Source organism: Streptomyces shenzhenensis, assembly GCF_021462265.1.
In the GTDB taxonomy this organism is placed as follows: Bacteria; Actinomycetota; Actinomycetes; order Streptomycetales; family Streptomycetaceae; genus Streptomyces; species Streptomyces shenzhenensis.
Genome location: NZ_JAJONF010000037.1, coordinates 57,539 through 71,248, shown reverse-complemented (window position 1 = coordinate 71,248; position 13,710 = coordinate 57,539). Strand labels below are relative to the sequence as shown.

11 protein-coding genes and 2 pseudogenes are annotated in these 13,710 nt (G+C 70.1%); 4 read left to right on the top strand and 9 right to left on the bottom strand.

The features are described from left to right. Positions 1-13: 13 nt before the first annotated feature. Together LQ326_RS34695 and LQ326_RS34690 are read right to left on the bottom strand one after the other, a co-directional pair. Positions 14-1,561, bottom strand: a complete 1,548-nt coding sequence (locus LQ326_RS34695; protein ID WP_234543044.1) for a TIGR02677 family protein — start codon at positions 1,559-1,561, stop codon at positions 14-16. Positions 1,562-1,775: 214 nt separating this feature from the next. Further along, positions 1,776-2,177, bottom strand: coding sequence for a hypothetical protein (locus tag LQ326_RS34690; RefSeq protein WP_234543064.1), 402 nt, complete (start codon positions 2,175-2,177; stop codon positions 1,776-1,778). A 66-nt stretch (positions 2,178-2,243) separates the two neighbouring features. Between LQ326_RS34690 and LQ326_RS34685 the strand changes: the two genes are divergently transcribed. After that, positions 2,244-2,834, top strand: a complete 591-nt coding sequence (locus LQ326_RS34685) for a nucleotidyl transferase AbiEii/AbiGii toxin family protein (protein ID WP_234543063.1) — start codon at positions 2,244-2,246, stop codon at positions 2,832-2,834. A 251-nt stretch (positions 2,835-3,085) separates the two neighbouring features. Here LQ326_RS34685 and LQ326_RS34680 read toward each other — a convergent pair whose 3' ends face one another. The 6 genes and pseudogenes from LQ326_RS34680 to LQ326_RS48865 form a co-directional block, all read right to left on the bottom strand. Beyond that, positions 3,086-4,252 carry an alpha/beta hydrolase family protein gene (locus tag LQ326_RS34680; RefSeq protein ID WP_234543043.1) on the bottom strand — a complete coding sequence of 389 codons (1,167 nt, stop codon included), beginning with the start codon at positions 4,250-4,252 and terminating at the stop codon, positions 3,086-3,088. A 131-nt stretch (positions 4,253-4,383) separates the two neighbouring features. Next, positions 4,384-5,067, bottom strand: coding sequence for a LuxR C-terminal-related transcriptional regulator (locus LQ326_RS34675; RefSeq protein WP_234543042.1), 684 nt, complete (start codon positions 5,065-5,067; stop codon positions 4,384-4,386). Beyond that, on the bottom strand, positions 5,058-6,542 hold the full coding sequence (locus LQ326_RS34670; protein WP_234543041.1) for a sensor histidine kinase: 1,485 nt from the start codon (positions 6,540-6,542) through the stop codon (positions 5,058-5,060). Before LQ326_RS34670 ends, LQ326_RS34675 begins: the two co-directional genes overlap by 10 nt. A gap of 683 nt (positions 6,543-7,225) precedes the next feature. Then, a pseudogene (locus LQ326_RS34665) lies at positions 7,226-7,492 on the bottom strand (transposase); the annotation flags it as partial. After that, entirely contained in the window at positions 7,464-7,736 is a 273-nt protein-coding gene (locus LQ326_RS48050; protein WP_268207947.1) for a hypothetical protein, read from the bottom strand. The pseudogene LQ326_RS34665 and the gene LQ326_RS48050, both read right to left, overlap by 29 nt. 391 nt (positions 7,737-8,127) lie before the next feature. Beyond that, positions 8,128-8,343 (bottom strand): annotated as a pseudogene (locus LQ326_RS48865) (RHS repeat-associated core domain-containing protein); the annotation flags it as partial. Positions 8,344-8,629: 286 nt separating this feature from the next. Here LQ326_RS48865 and LQ326_RS34650 point away from each other — a divergent pair. Both LQ326_RS34650 and LQ326_RS34645 read left to right on the top strand, forming a co-directional pair. After that, the gene (locus LQ326_RS34650) at positions 8,630-9,076 is read left to right on the top strand and encodes a hypothetical protein (RefSeq protein WP_234543039.1); all 447 of its coding nucleotides are present in this window, start codon (positions 8,630-8,632) and stop codon (positions 9,074-9,076) included. Between the two features lie 5 nt (positions 9,077-9,081). Then, positions 9,082-11,607: an ATP-binding protein gene (locus LQ326_RS34645; RefSeq protein WP_234543038.1), complete on the top strand. Its 2,526-nt coding sequence runs from the start codon at positions 9,082-9,084 to the stop codon at positions 11,605-11,607. Positions 11,608-11,866: 259 nt separating this feature from the next. Here the strand turns inward: LQ326_RS34645 and LQ326_RS34640 are convergent, their stop codons facing one another. Beyond that, positions 11,867-12,532, bottom strand: coding sequence for a TetR/AcrR family transcriptional regulator (locus LQ326_RS34640; protein ID WP_234543037.1), 666 nt, complete (start codon positions 12,530-12,532; stop codon positions 11,867-11,869). A gap of 109 nt (positions 12,533-12,641) precedes the next feature. Between LQ326_RS34640 and LQ326_RS34635 the strand changes: the two genes are divergently transcribed. Continuing rightward, positions 12,642-13,589 carry an SDR family NAD(P)-dependent oxidoreductase gene (locus LQ326_RS34635; protein WP_234543036.1) on the top strand — a complete coding sequence of 316 codons (948 nt, stop codon included), beginning with the start codon at positions 12,642-12,644 and terminating at the stop codon, positions 13,587-13,589. Positions 13,590-13,710 lie beyond the last annotated feature (121 nt).

Below are 13,710 nucleotides of genomic sequence, written 5' to 3'. Positions count from 1 at the left end.
ACGGCGACCTCGCTCATGCGGTGACCTCCAGGCGCAGCCCGTCGAGGTGGAGACGCCCGCGCACGGTGTCCACGGTCGTGGAACCCTCGGCGGGGGTGAGGGTGAGCCGCGCCCCGTGGGCGGAGCCGGAGGCAGCGGTGACCCGGCGGCTGGCGGGGACGCGGGCGGCGAGGGCCACGTCCAGCAGGGCCAGCAGGGCCCGTGTCTCGGGCTCGTCGAGGGTCCGGCCGTACACCCCGTCCGAGGCGAGGGAGTGCGCGGCACCCCGGCGCTCGGCCTGCTCCCTGAGCTGCTCGGCACGGAGCAGGGCCCGCCGGTCGTCGTCGCGTTCGATGCGGCCGGGGCCGTGCAGGGCGGGGGTGCGGCCGGACTGGACCAGGGTGCGGGCGAGTTCGACCGGTTCGGCCTCCCACCAGGACGCACGGGACGGGATCTGCTCGGGGTCGGCGTACGGGACGGCGATGTGGCGGGGTGCGCCGAGCCCGAAGACCGCCTGGAACAGGGCGTGCGCGTCCTCGTCGCTCTCGCAGGAGGTGAACCACTGGGCGAGATGACGCAGTTGGCTCTCCCGGCTCACCCCACCACGGCGCGCCTCGGTGACCCGGCGCAGCAGGGCGAGGACGGAGCGGATCGCGGTGACGGTGGCGTCCTGCAGCCGCTCGGTCTCGCTGTGCTCGCGCTCCGCGAACCAGTGGACGATACCCTCCCACCGGTGCCGCCAGTCCGCCAGCCGCTCGGCGGGGCTGCGGAAGAGCCGGTCGTCCGCCTCGGCCGCGTACTCGACCATCCGCTCCACACCGGTGGCCGCCGCCTTCTCGACCGCCTCGGCGAGCAGCGGTGCGTAGCGCCCGAGTTCGGCGGTGAACTCCCGCATGTGCGCGAGGAGGGTGTCCTTGTGGGCCAGGAAGACCTCGGGCCGGGTGTCGTTGGTGCGCGCCAGGTCGCCCAGCATGAGGTAGAAACGGGCGGCGCGCTGCGCCATCTCGTTCAGCACGGAGTCGAGACGGCCGAGCTTGCGGTACACCTCCTCGCCGTCGCCCGCGGCGTTGGCCTCGGCCAGGGCGCGCAGGTCGCCGAGGATGTCGGGGAAGACGAGGCGGGAGAGCTGGGCGTCCTCCAGACTCGCCCCGAGCACGTCCTCCACCGCCCGGTACGCCCGGTACCCGGCCTGCGTGAACTGGTACACGTAGTGCCGGTTGCGGTACTCGGCGAGATTCGCGGCGCGTGTCCCGTCGTAGGACCGGTCCAGGACCCGCCACTCCGCGAGTGCGTCGAGCAACGGCTGCACACCGGCCGCCCCGCCCACGGCGCCCGCGGCCGGATGGTCGGCGGCGAGCCGCTCCAGCAGCCCCACCGCGTCCGAAGCGTGCAGCAGCACCTGGTAGTTGGCGCGTCCGCGGTCGAAGGCCCGCAGCAGCCACAGATACTCGTGCCGCTTCTCGGCGGCGGCGAAGTGGAACAGCCGCAGCCGGTCGTCGACGGAGAACGCGTCGATACCGAACGCGCCCTCGTCGACAGGCTCCGGGGCTGAGGACCCTGGGGCGTCGAACTCGTCACTCACGGATCTGGCGGCTTCCTTGCTGCGGCTGGCACACGCGGCGTCAGCTGATACACGCTCTCGCCCCGGCCGGACAGCCAGGCTTCCGCACCAGTCTGCCGCACCCCGGCCGGCGCGTGTAACCCGCTCCCCGGCTCACGCGACCTGTGCTACCGTGCGCCGCTCTCACACCCCTTGCCGGGCGGTGACCGCCGTCGGAATCCATCTGACGGCCGGCTCAGGTGCGGATCGCCGCGTACACCCCGAGCCACCCCGTCCCCACCCGGTCCCCGCGTGTGAAGGCCACCGCCCCGCTGCGCCCCGCCGACGAGTCGGACGGATCGTCCGGCGGCAGGAGCAGGGCGGTCTCCTCGCCGTCGACGATGTGCAGCGTGGTGGTCGCACCGTTCCACAGCCGGATCACCGCCCCGGGCGAAGCCTTCACCCGGACCGCGTCACCCTGAAGATCGAGGCGAACTCCGGTGGCGCGCTCCGCGAGCAGCGCGCAGTAGCGCTCCGGGGTCAGGGCGCAGTCGCCCGGCGGGGTCGTGCCGCTCCAGTCGGGGGCGTCGACGCCGCGGGCGCGGGCCGCGCGCCACATGCGGGGAACGAGGTCGGATGCGAGCGGGGCGGTGGCCATCCGCTCGCACATCCACAGCAGCCGTCCGGCCCCTCGGCCGGGCCCCAGGGTGCGCCACCGGATGCGCTGCGCCAGATCACCTGCGACGACGGCCGCCCAGGCTTCAGCGACCCCGTCACGCCCGGCCCCCGGCTCATCGACTACCTACAGCAACTCACGGAGGAGGACTTCCAGATCTTCGGCTGCCCAATGGCCACCGTCATCGCCGAGAAACTCTCCACCGCCGTCTCACTTGGCGGCCTCAACACCCGCCACCGCGACTACGGCGACCTCTACCGTCTGCTCACCCTCAACGACCTCGACGGCCAGGAACTCACCACCGCGCTGACCGCCACCGCCTCACACCGCGGCATCACCCTGAAACCCCTCAGCACCACCATCACCGACCTCGGCGAACGTCGCCAGACCTCCTACGCCGCCTGGCGCCGCCGACAGGGTCCCGCCGCAACGGGCTCTACCCCGAACGCTTCGTTGACGTCGTCCGGCAGGTCACCGAGTTCGCAGACACGCTCCTCAACGACGATGCCACCACTCGTACATGGAACGCAGCAAACCTCACATGGTCATGAACCAGTCCTGACTGGCCGAGCAGAGCATCAGAGTTCGAACCCGAGACCTACGCATTACGAGAGCCTGCAAGATCGTGATGAGCGATGATCCATGATCACGATCGATCCGGTTTTACCTGGTCAGAGGATGTGCACTGTGATGCGGGGTGCGGCTCGTGACGGCTCGTGACGCACCATCCGCTCACGCATCGCTCACGCAGACCGTGGGTTTGACCAGTACACACATATCAGTCCCAAAGCAGGATCCGACCGCGCACGAATGCCGACGCGGAGTCCGTGACAGCAGGAGATGTTGGTTGCCATGGTGGCGAGCCGACCGGGAGTGACGCGGCCGTCGCCTCATTGGAGGAACTTCACCTCCGGGAAGGCCGCGCACGGGCCGTCGAGCAGGTGTCCCTGCCCCCGGTGCCGCAGGTACAGGTCGAAGAAGGCGAGCGGGTACGCCTGCTGGATCCGTACGGCCCGGGCCGGGTCGAGGGTGCCGATCCAGTCCTGGATCTGCTGGTCGGTCATCCCCAGGATCTTGCCCGCTTGCGGGATCAGCGTCGCGTTGTCGCCGTATGAGTTGTGGATGGCCCCGTCGGCCTGGATGTCGAGCCGCCAGCCGCGAAGATGCGTCCAGAACTCCTCGACGTCCGGCATGGCGGCCCGGGTGAACACGGCGGTCATCATCATGAACGGCCGGTCCAGGTCGGCGGTGATGGTCGGCTGCATCGGGCCGTCGATGCTGAGCCCGGCGCGGACGCGCTGGTCGGCGAGCATGGTGAGGGCGGTGGCGGTGCCGCCCTTTGACCAGCCGAATGCGCCGATGCACCGCGGGTCGAGGGCGCCGAGCAGGCCCTGGGGCAGTGGCTTGCCGTCGACGTCGGGGTTGTGCCCGGCGGCGAGCTCCTCCACGCAGTCGAGCAGGAACCGGAGGTCCGCGGCGAAGTCCCTCGGGTACATCGGGAAATCGTCCGGGGTGACCACCCGGCCGTCGGGGAACTCGGTGAACGTGTCGTGGGTGTGGTCGACGGTGACCACGGCGTAGCCGTGGCTGGCGAGTTCCTGGACCATGATGGTGTGGTCGCCGCGGTGGCTGCCCGAGCCGTGCGAGTACACGATGACGGGCAGGCGGTGGCCCGTACGGTGCACGGGCGCGCCCACGTGCCCGGCGGTGAGCGGGCCGAGGGCGGGGTCGAGGGGGAAGCCGGCGTCTGCTAGGAACGCCCGCAACGCGCCCTGGGTCATCCAGGGGGCGCGCGGCAGGTCCTCGGCCTTGCGTGCGGGGTACCAGACGCTGGCCATCAGCTCGCGGTGCTGCCCGGGGCCGGCCACTGGATCCGGACGGGAAGCGTCGACGAGATGCATGGGCACCGTGCCCACCGGGTACGGCCCGGTGGGCACGGGCAGGGTGAGCCGCACCGGGCCCGCGGCGGTCGAAGCCGCCCAAGCCGGGCGTGCGACTCCCATCGGCACGGCGGCCCCGACCGCCAGCGCGGCTCCGAGCAGGCGACGGCGCGTCATTCCTTGGTTCATGAACGGCGTGATTGTCACGGACCCTCCCTGGGGTTGCGGCAGCACCGGGTTTCTGGGCAGCACCGGGCTACGCCCGGCGCTTGGGCCGCCGGCCCGGCAACATCTCGGTATTGATCAGCTCAGTGGCTCGGTGGAGTGCGGCCGTCATGCGGCGCGGACATGAGGTAGGCCAGCACGGCCAGCACGCGACGGTTGTCGTCGTCGGAGGGGGCGAGCTCCAGCTTGGTGAAGATGCTGGTGCTGTGCTTGGACACCGCCTTCTCGCTGATGAAGAGCCGGTTCGCGATGGCGCTGTTGGAGCGTCCCTCGGCCATGAGCTCCAGCACCTGGCGTTCCCGCTCGGTGAGTCTGGCGAGGGGTTCGCGTTCGGCGTGGCCGCGGCGGCCGAGCAGCTTGGTGACCACTTCGGGGTCCATGACCGTGCCGCCCGCGGCGACCGTACGGATCACGTCGACGAACTGGTCGTCGCTGAACACCCGGTCCTTGAGCAGATAGCCGACTCCTCCGGCCTGGTCAGCGAGCAGTTCCTGGGCGTAGATCTGCTCGACGTACTGCGAGAGGAGCAGGATCGGCAGTCCGGGCATCCGTTCCCGGGCGGTCAGCGCCGCACGGAGCCCGTCGTCGGTGTGGGTGGGCGGCAGCCTGATGTCCACGATCGCGAGGTCCGGCCGGAACTCCAGCAGCGCACCGAGCAGGCCCGGCGCGCTGTCGGTGGCCGCCACGATCTCGAATCCACGTGCTTTGAGGAGCCTGACGAGCCCTTCGCGCAACAGGAAGAGATCCTCCGCGACGACTACGCGCACGGCACCTCCATGACCACGGTCGTCGGCCCCCCGGGCGGGCTGCTGACCGCCAGGATGCCGTCGAAGGCCGCCAGCCGCCGCTCCACCCCGGCCAGCCCGGTGCCCCGGGCGGGATCCGCGCCGCCCACCCCGTCGTCGACCACCTCGACGCGCAGCAGCCCGTCCGTCCGGGCCATGTGGATCTGGAGGCCGTGCGCCGAGGCGTGCCGGACGGCGTTGGTGACCACCTCGGCGACGGCGAAGTAGCAGGCCGACTCCAGCGGGGCGGCGAGCCGTTCGGGCAGGTCGATCTCAGTCTCACACGGCAGGGGCAGGTCCAGCGCGAGCGCCCGAACCGCCTCCCCCAGGCCCCGGTCGGCCAGCATCGGCGGGTGCATCCCCCTGATCAGGCCGCGCAGTTCCTCCAGTGCCGCCGCTGAGGCGACGCGGGCCTCCACGACGAGCGCGGCGGCCTCGTACGGATCACTGTGGATCAGCTCCTCGGCGACCCTGAGGTTCATCCCGATGGTGACCAGCCGCCCCTGTGCGCCGTCGTGCAGGTCCCGCTCGATCCTGCGCAGTTCCGCGGCCGCTGAGCCGACCGCCTCCGCCCGCGTCTCGGTCAGCTCCCGCACCCGCCGGGCCAGCGCCGGATCCGGCTCCCGCCCCCACAGCCGCCGGGCATCCGGCAACACGGTCAGCGGCAGCAACCAGAGCCCGAGGGCCAGCACCAGCGCCCCCTGAATCCCGCCGAGGACCGACGCATGGTGAGCCGTCTCAACGGGGAGCAACGGCGCCGGCCCGCGCGGCGAGCCGAACTTCTTCACCACCACCAGGGATTGCCCGAACCCGCTCTGGGCGACGTCGTACACCCCGATCCCCACTAGCCCCAGGGCCGCCAGGTTCGCCGCAGCCCTGGGCCACCGCACCAGCCCGACCACGGCGGCCGCCAACAGCGCCAGTCCCACCAGGTAACCCACCACTGCCGGCCCGATCCCGGTGCCCGGCGACGCGGACTGCCACAGATCGAGGCCGAGCAGGTCACCGGTCATCACCACGACGGCGGGCAACAGCAGGGCCCAGCGCGCGGACCCCGACGCGTCGGCTGCGGCCAGACGCGCGGGCATGCCGCTCGCCAGCCGGCTCAAAGCCGCACCGGCGAAGGCGGCGAGCACCGGGACGCTCACACAGCCCACCAGAACATTCAGCAGTGTCTGCCCATAGCCGGCAGAAGAATGCGTGAGCCAGTACGTCCATTCCAGCAGTTCCCCGGTCACCGCCCCGACCACGGACATTACCCACCGTCTGGGCACGCTCGCCGAGGCGAGCAGCGCGGTGGCCAGCAGGCCAGCCATCAGCAACGCCGCCGGCAGCAGCCCGTCGGGTTGCAGCTCCGGCACAGTGACGACGTAGCCGGCCCCTCCGGCGGAGTTGTGCAGGGCGAACAGCAGAGCAGGCACACTGCCGTACGCCGCCGTACCCACCAGCCCCGCCACGACCGGCCACCCGATCCGCCCAGCCGGTCGCGCGGCACGCCACGGCCGGTCCCGCGTCTGCTCCGCCCTGAATGCCAGCACAGCGCAGACCGCGGTCAACACCACGAGCACGCCCGCCGGCCAGGGCGCCGCCCCGTCCACCGGAAACGGCCACATATCCGCCCCCCGTCTCGTGATCCAGGCCACGCGTTGTGTCCTGGAGATCATGCTGCTGCGAGGGGGCCGGCAAGCACCATGGGCCGAAACCTACTTTTGAGGTAGGCAAACACCTACCCCGGCCGGACTGGGAAGCGCAGGGAGACCGAACGAAACAGCGCCCGAGCCGACCGAAGCCGCCCGGGCACTGTTGAGCAAGTCGAGGGCCATACCCCCGCCTACCTCCCGTAGGCCCTGTGGGACTCGAACTCACAGTCAATGGATAAAAAGGGCCTGCAAGATCATGACGAATGATGATCCGCGATCATGATCGATCCGGTTTTGCCTGGTCAGAGTATGTGCGCTGTGATGCGCGGTGCAGCTCGTGACGGCTCGTGCCGCACCATCCGCTCACGCAGAAGAGGACTGCTGACCAGTACGTTCGCACCCTCTGGGGTGGCTTTGCCGTGCGGGCGGCCCCCCGATTCGGTAGCGGGGGCGTGGGCACCCGGCGGGTTCTCCAGGGCCGTCCGCTCGCGCAGGAAGTCCTCGGCAAAGCGCCGATGGTCCGTCGCTCCCGACGGACCCGACGACGCGGACGACAACCGCTACCACGTGCAGCCCAACGTGGCCACGAACACGATCGCAGCCAGCACCTCCCGGTCACCGTGCCGACGCCGACCGCCGCCCCGAGGCCGGGACGGCACCTCCGGGACCACCCACTGGAACAGCTCCCACAACTCATCGGGCACCAGCCGCTCAACGATCGAGACCACGACCGACAACCTACCGAACCAAACGAGACGGCATCTCATTCGACCGCCTGACCGCGGGCGGGGACGAACTGTTCGAGTTCGTCGACGCGTTGCTGTGCGCGGACGGTCCGGTGACTTCGCCGCTGGACTTCACGCTGGTGGCCGAGCACCGGCACGACACGATGTACGAGGCGTTGCCGTAGACGTGGCAGAACAGACGGTCCGCGCTGGTCGGCGCGTCGGGGCGGAGCGAGTTGCTGACGCCGACCGCCAGGACCAGGCGGCCGTCGGCTGTCTGCGGCATCGGCAGACCGGCCAGCACTGGCGAGCGCGGGCCAAGCACTGCCTCTCCAGTACGGCGTCACCCAAAAGCGGCTCAGCGGAAATCACGCCCGCCAGCTCTCGGGGACCTCGATTCCCTCCGCCGTCATGCACTCGGTCATCAGAGTACGGAAGGCAGGACCCGCGTGGGCGTATGCGGTCGGGCCGAGGTCGCCGAGAAGAAAGTCCTCCGTGGCGACCTTTCCGTTACCCGTTGCCGTGGTGCCCTGATCGCGGATGTAGATGGCGGCCAGGATGTTGTGCAGGTCGGAGTTGACCACGACCGGTGGCTTGGCACGCGGCTTGTGCAGGCCCGGGTTGTCGTTCATAAGCCGCTTCTGCTCCCGCTCGTACGCCATGCGGTCCGGGTCGTAGAGACCGGTCGGGTCGCTGTGGGTCACGGGGTTGTCGTGACTGTAGGCGTAGCCGTTCACCTGGAGAGGGTCGCCCATGTCGATGACCGGGTCGGCGGAGATGAAACGGCCGGTGGATGGGTCATACTCGCGGGCACCCAGGTGAGTGAGGGCGGTGGCTGTGTCATCGATTCCGGCGCCGAGGTAGGTGTGGCCGTTGGGCCAGACGGAGGGCCGGCTGTCCACCGACGGGGGTGTCACCGGCCCGGCAGCGAGACCGGAGCTGGGCTTCCGAGGACGCGTTCGACCGATCCGGGAGTCGAACAGAAGCCGCTGGCTGGGATTCCGGTATTGGGGGCGCGGACTCAACGACAGGAAGGAAGTTGATGGAGACCGCGGACCAACGCGCAGCAGGCACCGCCGAAGACGTGGCCGGAACTTGAGGGTGCAGTGCCCGAACACCCTTTGTTGTGGACGTAGTTGGCCGTAGCGTGATAGCTGGTAGCAAATTCGGGGGTGCGCGGTGGATCCGGTATCGGTGGAGTTGCTGGCGGCGTTGGCGGGTGGCGCCGGTGGAGAGATCGGCAGGCAGGCATGGGCGGGGCTCAGTGCGCTCGTGCACCGGCCGTTGCGCCGCCGGGACAGGGAACAAGCCGGCGCGGTCAGTTCCGGTGAAGCGGAGTTGGTGGCGCTGATGCGGGCGCCCGGGGAAACGGCACGGGCCCAGGCACTGAGCCTCGCGCTCGCGGTGCGGGCAGCGCTGGAGCCGGAGTTCCGGACCGACCTGCAGGCATGGCACGAGGAGGCGAAGCTCGTGCGCACCGCAGACGGCGACGTGCACAACGAGATCAGCGGTGGCACGTTCCACGGCCCCGTCCAACAGGGCAGGGATTTCTCCGGTCACACCTTCACCTCGGCTCCGACGCCCCGACCCGCTGCCGAACCCCACGGGCCAGGGACTCGGAGCTGACCGGCGTGGACGATGCCTCCGGACATGGCGAGGCGGGCTCAGCGGTGCACAACGAGATCAGTGGCGGCGTCTTCTTCCACGAGGTGATCCAGGGGCAGGTCGTCAACGTCCGACTGCCTCGGGAGATCGTTCCCGCGCTGTCCGGCCTGCCCCCTGCCTCGCCCACCTTCACCGGCCGCGAGACGGAGGTCACCGAACTGCTCGGGGAACTGGCACCCGCTTCTCCGCAGCAGCGGGTACTTGTCACGGTGGTGGCCGGGCTGGCGGGAATCGGCAAGACGGAGCTCGTCGTGCAGACCGCCATACGAGCGTTGAAGGCCGATGGGTGGTTCCCCGGCGGAGTCCTGTTCGTCGACATGTTCGGATACGATCCCGAACGCCGGCTCCCGGCGGAGCGCGCCCTCGACGGGTTGTTACGGGCCTTGGGTGTCCCGAGCGAGCACATCCCCGTGGCCTTGCAGGACCAGTCCCGTCTCTTCCGTAGCGCACTGGCCGCCCTCGCCGAGGAGGGAAGCCGGGTGCTGGTGGTCATCGACAACGTGTCTGCGGCCGAGCAGGCCCGTCCGCTGCTGCCCACCGACGGCGCCACCGCGTGCTTGATCACTTCCCGTCATACCCTCGACCTCGACGCACGCCTCCACGACCTGGGAGTCCTGGACGAGCGCGCCTCGATCGAACTACTGGACCAGGCCCTGCGACATGCACGCGGTCGCGGTGAGAACCGGGTGCAGGACACGCCTGAGGACGCCGCCGCCATCGCCCGGTTGTGCGGCGGGCTGCCGCTGGCCCTGCGGATCGCTGTCGCCCTGCTCGCGGACAGTCCTGCCCGGCCCCTGTCCTCTCTCGGCCAGGCGCTGGAAGCAGCCCACACTCGCCTGCAGCGTTTGCGGTACGAGGACCGCGCGGTGCGCGCCGCTTTCGACCTGTCCTATCAGGCCCTCGACGACGACCACGCTCGTCTCCTCCGGCTGCTGCCCCTCAATACCGGGCCCGACATCTCCTCTGCGGCGGCCACCCATCTGGCAAGGGGCGATCACTTCGCGGTCGAGGAACTCCTGCAGGACCTCGCGCGCGCCCATTTGATCGAACCCGGCAGCGTGTGGGGCCGTTGGCGTCTGCACGACCTGGTCCGGCTCTACGCTCAGGAACTCGGGCTCGCCGAGGACGACGACCGGGGCGCGGCGCTGACCCGGCTCTGCACCTACTACCAGGTCACCGCGGGGGCCGCTGACTCTCATCTGGATCCTGACGGCCGCGGTGTGCCGCGGTTCGCCAACTCCGTCCAGGCACTCGCCTGGCTGGATGCCGAACACCTCAATCTCGTTGCGATGGCCACCAAGGCCGATATCGCCGTCGATCCTCACCTGCGCATCGATCTCGCCCTCAGCCTCGCCCGCTTCCTCGGCCAACGCCGGTACTTCGATGACTGGATCACCGTGACACGCTCCGCGCTCGAGCTCGTGACACGGATCCTGCAGTTCATTGACGGGCGAGCCGGCGGTGGTGGCCGCATGCCCCGGCACGAAGCCGACGCCATGAGTCCCGACGCTGTCGCCAGTGCGCTGTCGGCCGTGGAGCGCACGCGAGTCACGTTGCTCGGCAACCTTGGGGGAGCGCTGGCCGGGGCCCGCCGGTTCGAGGAAGCCATCGCGGCGTGCGAGCAGTGCCTGGCCCTGTCCAGAGCACTCGGTGACCGCCGACGCGAAGGCGGGTCGCTGCACGAAATCGGGGACGTGTTTGCGCAGATGGGCCGGTTCGAGGAAGCCATCGACGCCCACAGCCGAGCCCTCGCCCGCCTTCAGGAAGCGGGCGCACCGGTTGGCCGGGTACTCGCTTCCCTGGGAGCGGCACTCGCTCAGGTCGGCAGGATCGAGGAGGCGGTCGAGACTCTCCTGCGTGCCGGCACAGCACTCCAGGAGGCCGGTGATCGCCAGGGCGAAGCCATGGCCCTTGGCCACGCGGGAGCGGTGTTCTCCGATCTCGGGCTGTACGAGCAGGCAGCCGCGACCCACCGGGCAGACCTGAAGATCTGCCAGGAAATCGGTGACCGGTACGGCGAGTGCCAGGCCCTCGGCAATCTCGGCCGAGCCCTGACCCGGCTCGGCAGGCCCGAGGACGCAATCGCCGTCCATCGGCGGGAGTTGGCCCTTTCCCAGGACGTCGGCACCCCCCATGACGAGGGCCAGGCACTTTTCGACCTTGGAGTCGCACTCCTGGAGTCGGGTCGGTTCAGCGAGGCCGTCGACACCTACCGGACCTGCATTCCCCTGCTCAAAGAGCACGGGAGCCGCGCCCAAGCGGGCGAGGCGCTGAACAACCTCGGTGCAGCGTTCCAGGGGTTGAACAGCTTCGAACAGGCCGTCGCCGCCCACACGGAGGCGGCCGACATCCAGCGGGAGGTCGGCGATCACCCCGAGGAGGGCAGGGTGTTGTACAACCTTGCTCGCGCGCTGGCATGCGCAGGCAGGCACCAGGAAGCCGTCGACGCCTACAGCAGAGCTGTTTCCCTCTTGGGCAAGGATGACCTCTGACGTCGGGGGCTCTCCGCTCGTCCGCGACGCGGCCGAAGGTGACGGGCAGGTACCAGCCCCGGCAGTGCGCACCAGCGGTCGGTCCTGCGGCGATTGGCCTGGGCGAGTTGGAAGGCCGGCCGGAGGGTCTGGGCGGCGATGCCGCGGATGCGCCGGGTGCCGGGGTCGGAGCCGGTGGCCCGAGTTTGGGCACCCCGGCCTCTCCACCGGTCGGAGCGCGAGAGGTACAGAGGTTTCGGCCTGTTCGGTGCAGCGCCGGTCAGCGGCGGGGTAGCACGCCCAGGAGGGTTGCGGTCAGGGCCTGCTTCAAGGAGTCCTTCAGAGCCAGGTGGAAGCGGGCCAGGTCGGGCTCGGCCTCGTAGGCCGCCTGCAGGCTGGGTGGGGGCGTGCTGTACGCCGACAGCGCGCCGGCCATGACCATGGTCTGCAGGCTGAACAGGGTCGCGTTCTCCCCCAGCTCCGGCAGGTACTTCCGGATCAGGGCGGTCATGGTTGCCAGGCGGTCCAGGGAGGCGCGCTTGTAGCGTGCTACGACCTCGACGGAGACGTTGTGTTCCAGGACGCTGCCCTGTGCGCCGAAGAGCTCGCACAGCACCATTCGGCCGGAGAGCGAGCGGCTGAGGATGTCGGCCGCCGCTGCCGCTCGCTCGGCCATGGGGAGATTCTCGTCGATGCCGGCGGCCAACTCGCCAGCCAGTTCCGTCAGCCACTCCCGCAGGAAGCGGTCCAGCAGTTCCAGCAGCACCGCCTCGCGCGACTCGAAGTAGCGCAGCACGTTGGGCTTCGCCAGGCCTACCCGGCGGCTGAGCTCGTTCAGGGTGACCGCGGCCACGGGCATCTCGTCGAGCATCGCCGACGCCATGTCGAGGATCGCCCGTCGGCGGATCTCCCGCTGCTCTTCGGTTCGCGCCCGCTGGAAAGTCACGATCGCCAGTCTAGATTAAGTACCTTCGGTACGTTGACAACATACCGAAGGTACTTTAACGTCGACGACACAAGATACCTTCGGTACGTTAGACGGCTGGGAGCCTGACATGGGCGAGAAGTGGACGACAGCGAACATTCCGGACCAGCGCGGGCGGGTGGCCGTGGTGACCGGCGCCAACACCGGACTGGGGTACGAGACCGCCAAGGCGCTCGCCGAGCACGGAGCGTCCGTGGTGCTCGCCGTGCGCAACGTCGAGAAGGGCGTGCGGGCCGCGGCCCGCATGACCGGCGACGTGACCGTACAGGAGCTTGACCTGACCTCGCTCGACTCCGTCCGGACCGCCGCGGCGGCGCTGCGGTCCCGGCTCGGCCGGATCGACCTGCTGATCAACAACGCCGGCGTGATGTACACCCCGAAGCAGACCACCGCCGACGGCTTCGAGATGCAGTTCGGCACCAACCACCTCGGCCACTTCGCGCTCACCGGGCTGCTGCTGGACCTGATGCTGCCGGTGCCCGGCTCCCGCGTGGTGACGGTCAGCAGCACCGGCCACCGCATCCGGGCCGCGATCCACTTCGACGACCTGCAGTGGGAGCGGTCGTACAGCCGGGTCGCCGCCTACGGTCAGTCCAAGCTGGCGAACCTCATGTTCACGTACGAGCTGCAGCGCCGGCTCGCCGCGCACGGCAGCACCGTCGCGGTGGCCGCGCACCCCGGCATGTCCAACACCGAACTCGCCCGCAACACCCCCGCCGCGCTCCGCCTGCCCGTCACCTGGCTCGCGCCGCTGATCACCCAGACGCCGGCGATGGGCGCGCTGCCGACCCTGCGCGCCGCCACCGACCCCGCCGCGCTCGGCGGCCAGTACTACGGTCCCGGCGGGCGCAACGAGGTCAAGGGCCACCCCCGGCTGGTCACCTCCAGCCCTCAGTCGTACGAGGTAGCCGTCCAGCAGCGGCTGTGGGCCGTCTCCGAAGACCTCACCGGGGTGAGGTTCCCCGTCGGTCAGTCCCGGCAGAACTCGCTTCCCTCCGGATCGGCCATCACGATGTAGCCGGCAGGAGGCGCCGGCTCGGCCTGCGCTCCGCCGCCCGCCGCCCGGCGCGGTCGAGAGGAGCGGCTACCGGAACATCCGGGGGCTGCGTCCGCGTAGCGGTGGGACGGTGAGCATCCGA

Excerpts from the sequence above, each read along its gene's own strand:
- LQ326_RS34690 (WP_234543064.1), bottom strand. The coding sequence starts at position 2,177 with ATGGCCACCGCCCCGCTCGCATCCGACCTCGTTCCCCGCATGTGGCGC.
- LQ326_RS34680 (WP_234543043.1), bottom strand. The coding sequence starts at position 4,252 with ATGACGCGCCGTCGCCTGCTCGGAGCCGCGCTGGCGGTCGGGGCCGCC.
- LQ326_RS48050 (WP_268207947.1), bottom strand. The coding sequence starts at position 7,736 with ATGCCGCAGACAGCCGACGGCCGCCTGGTCCTGGCGGTCGGCGTCAGC.
- LQ326_RS34635 (WP_234543036.1), top strand. The coding sequence starts at position 12,642 with ATGGGCGAGAAGTGGACGACAGCGAACATTCCGGACCAGCGCGGGCGG.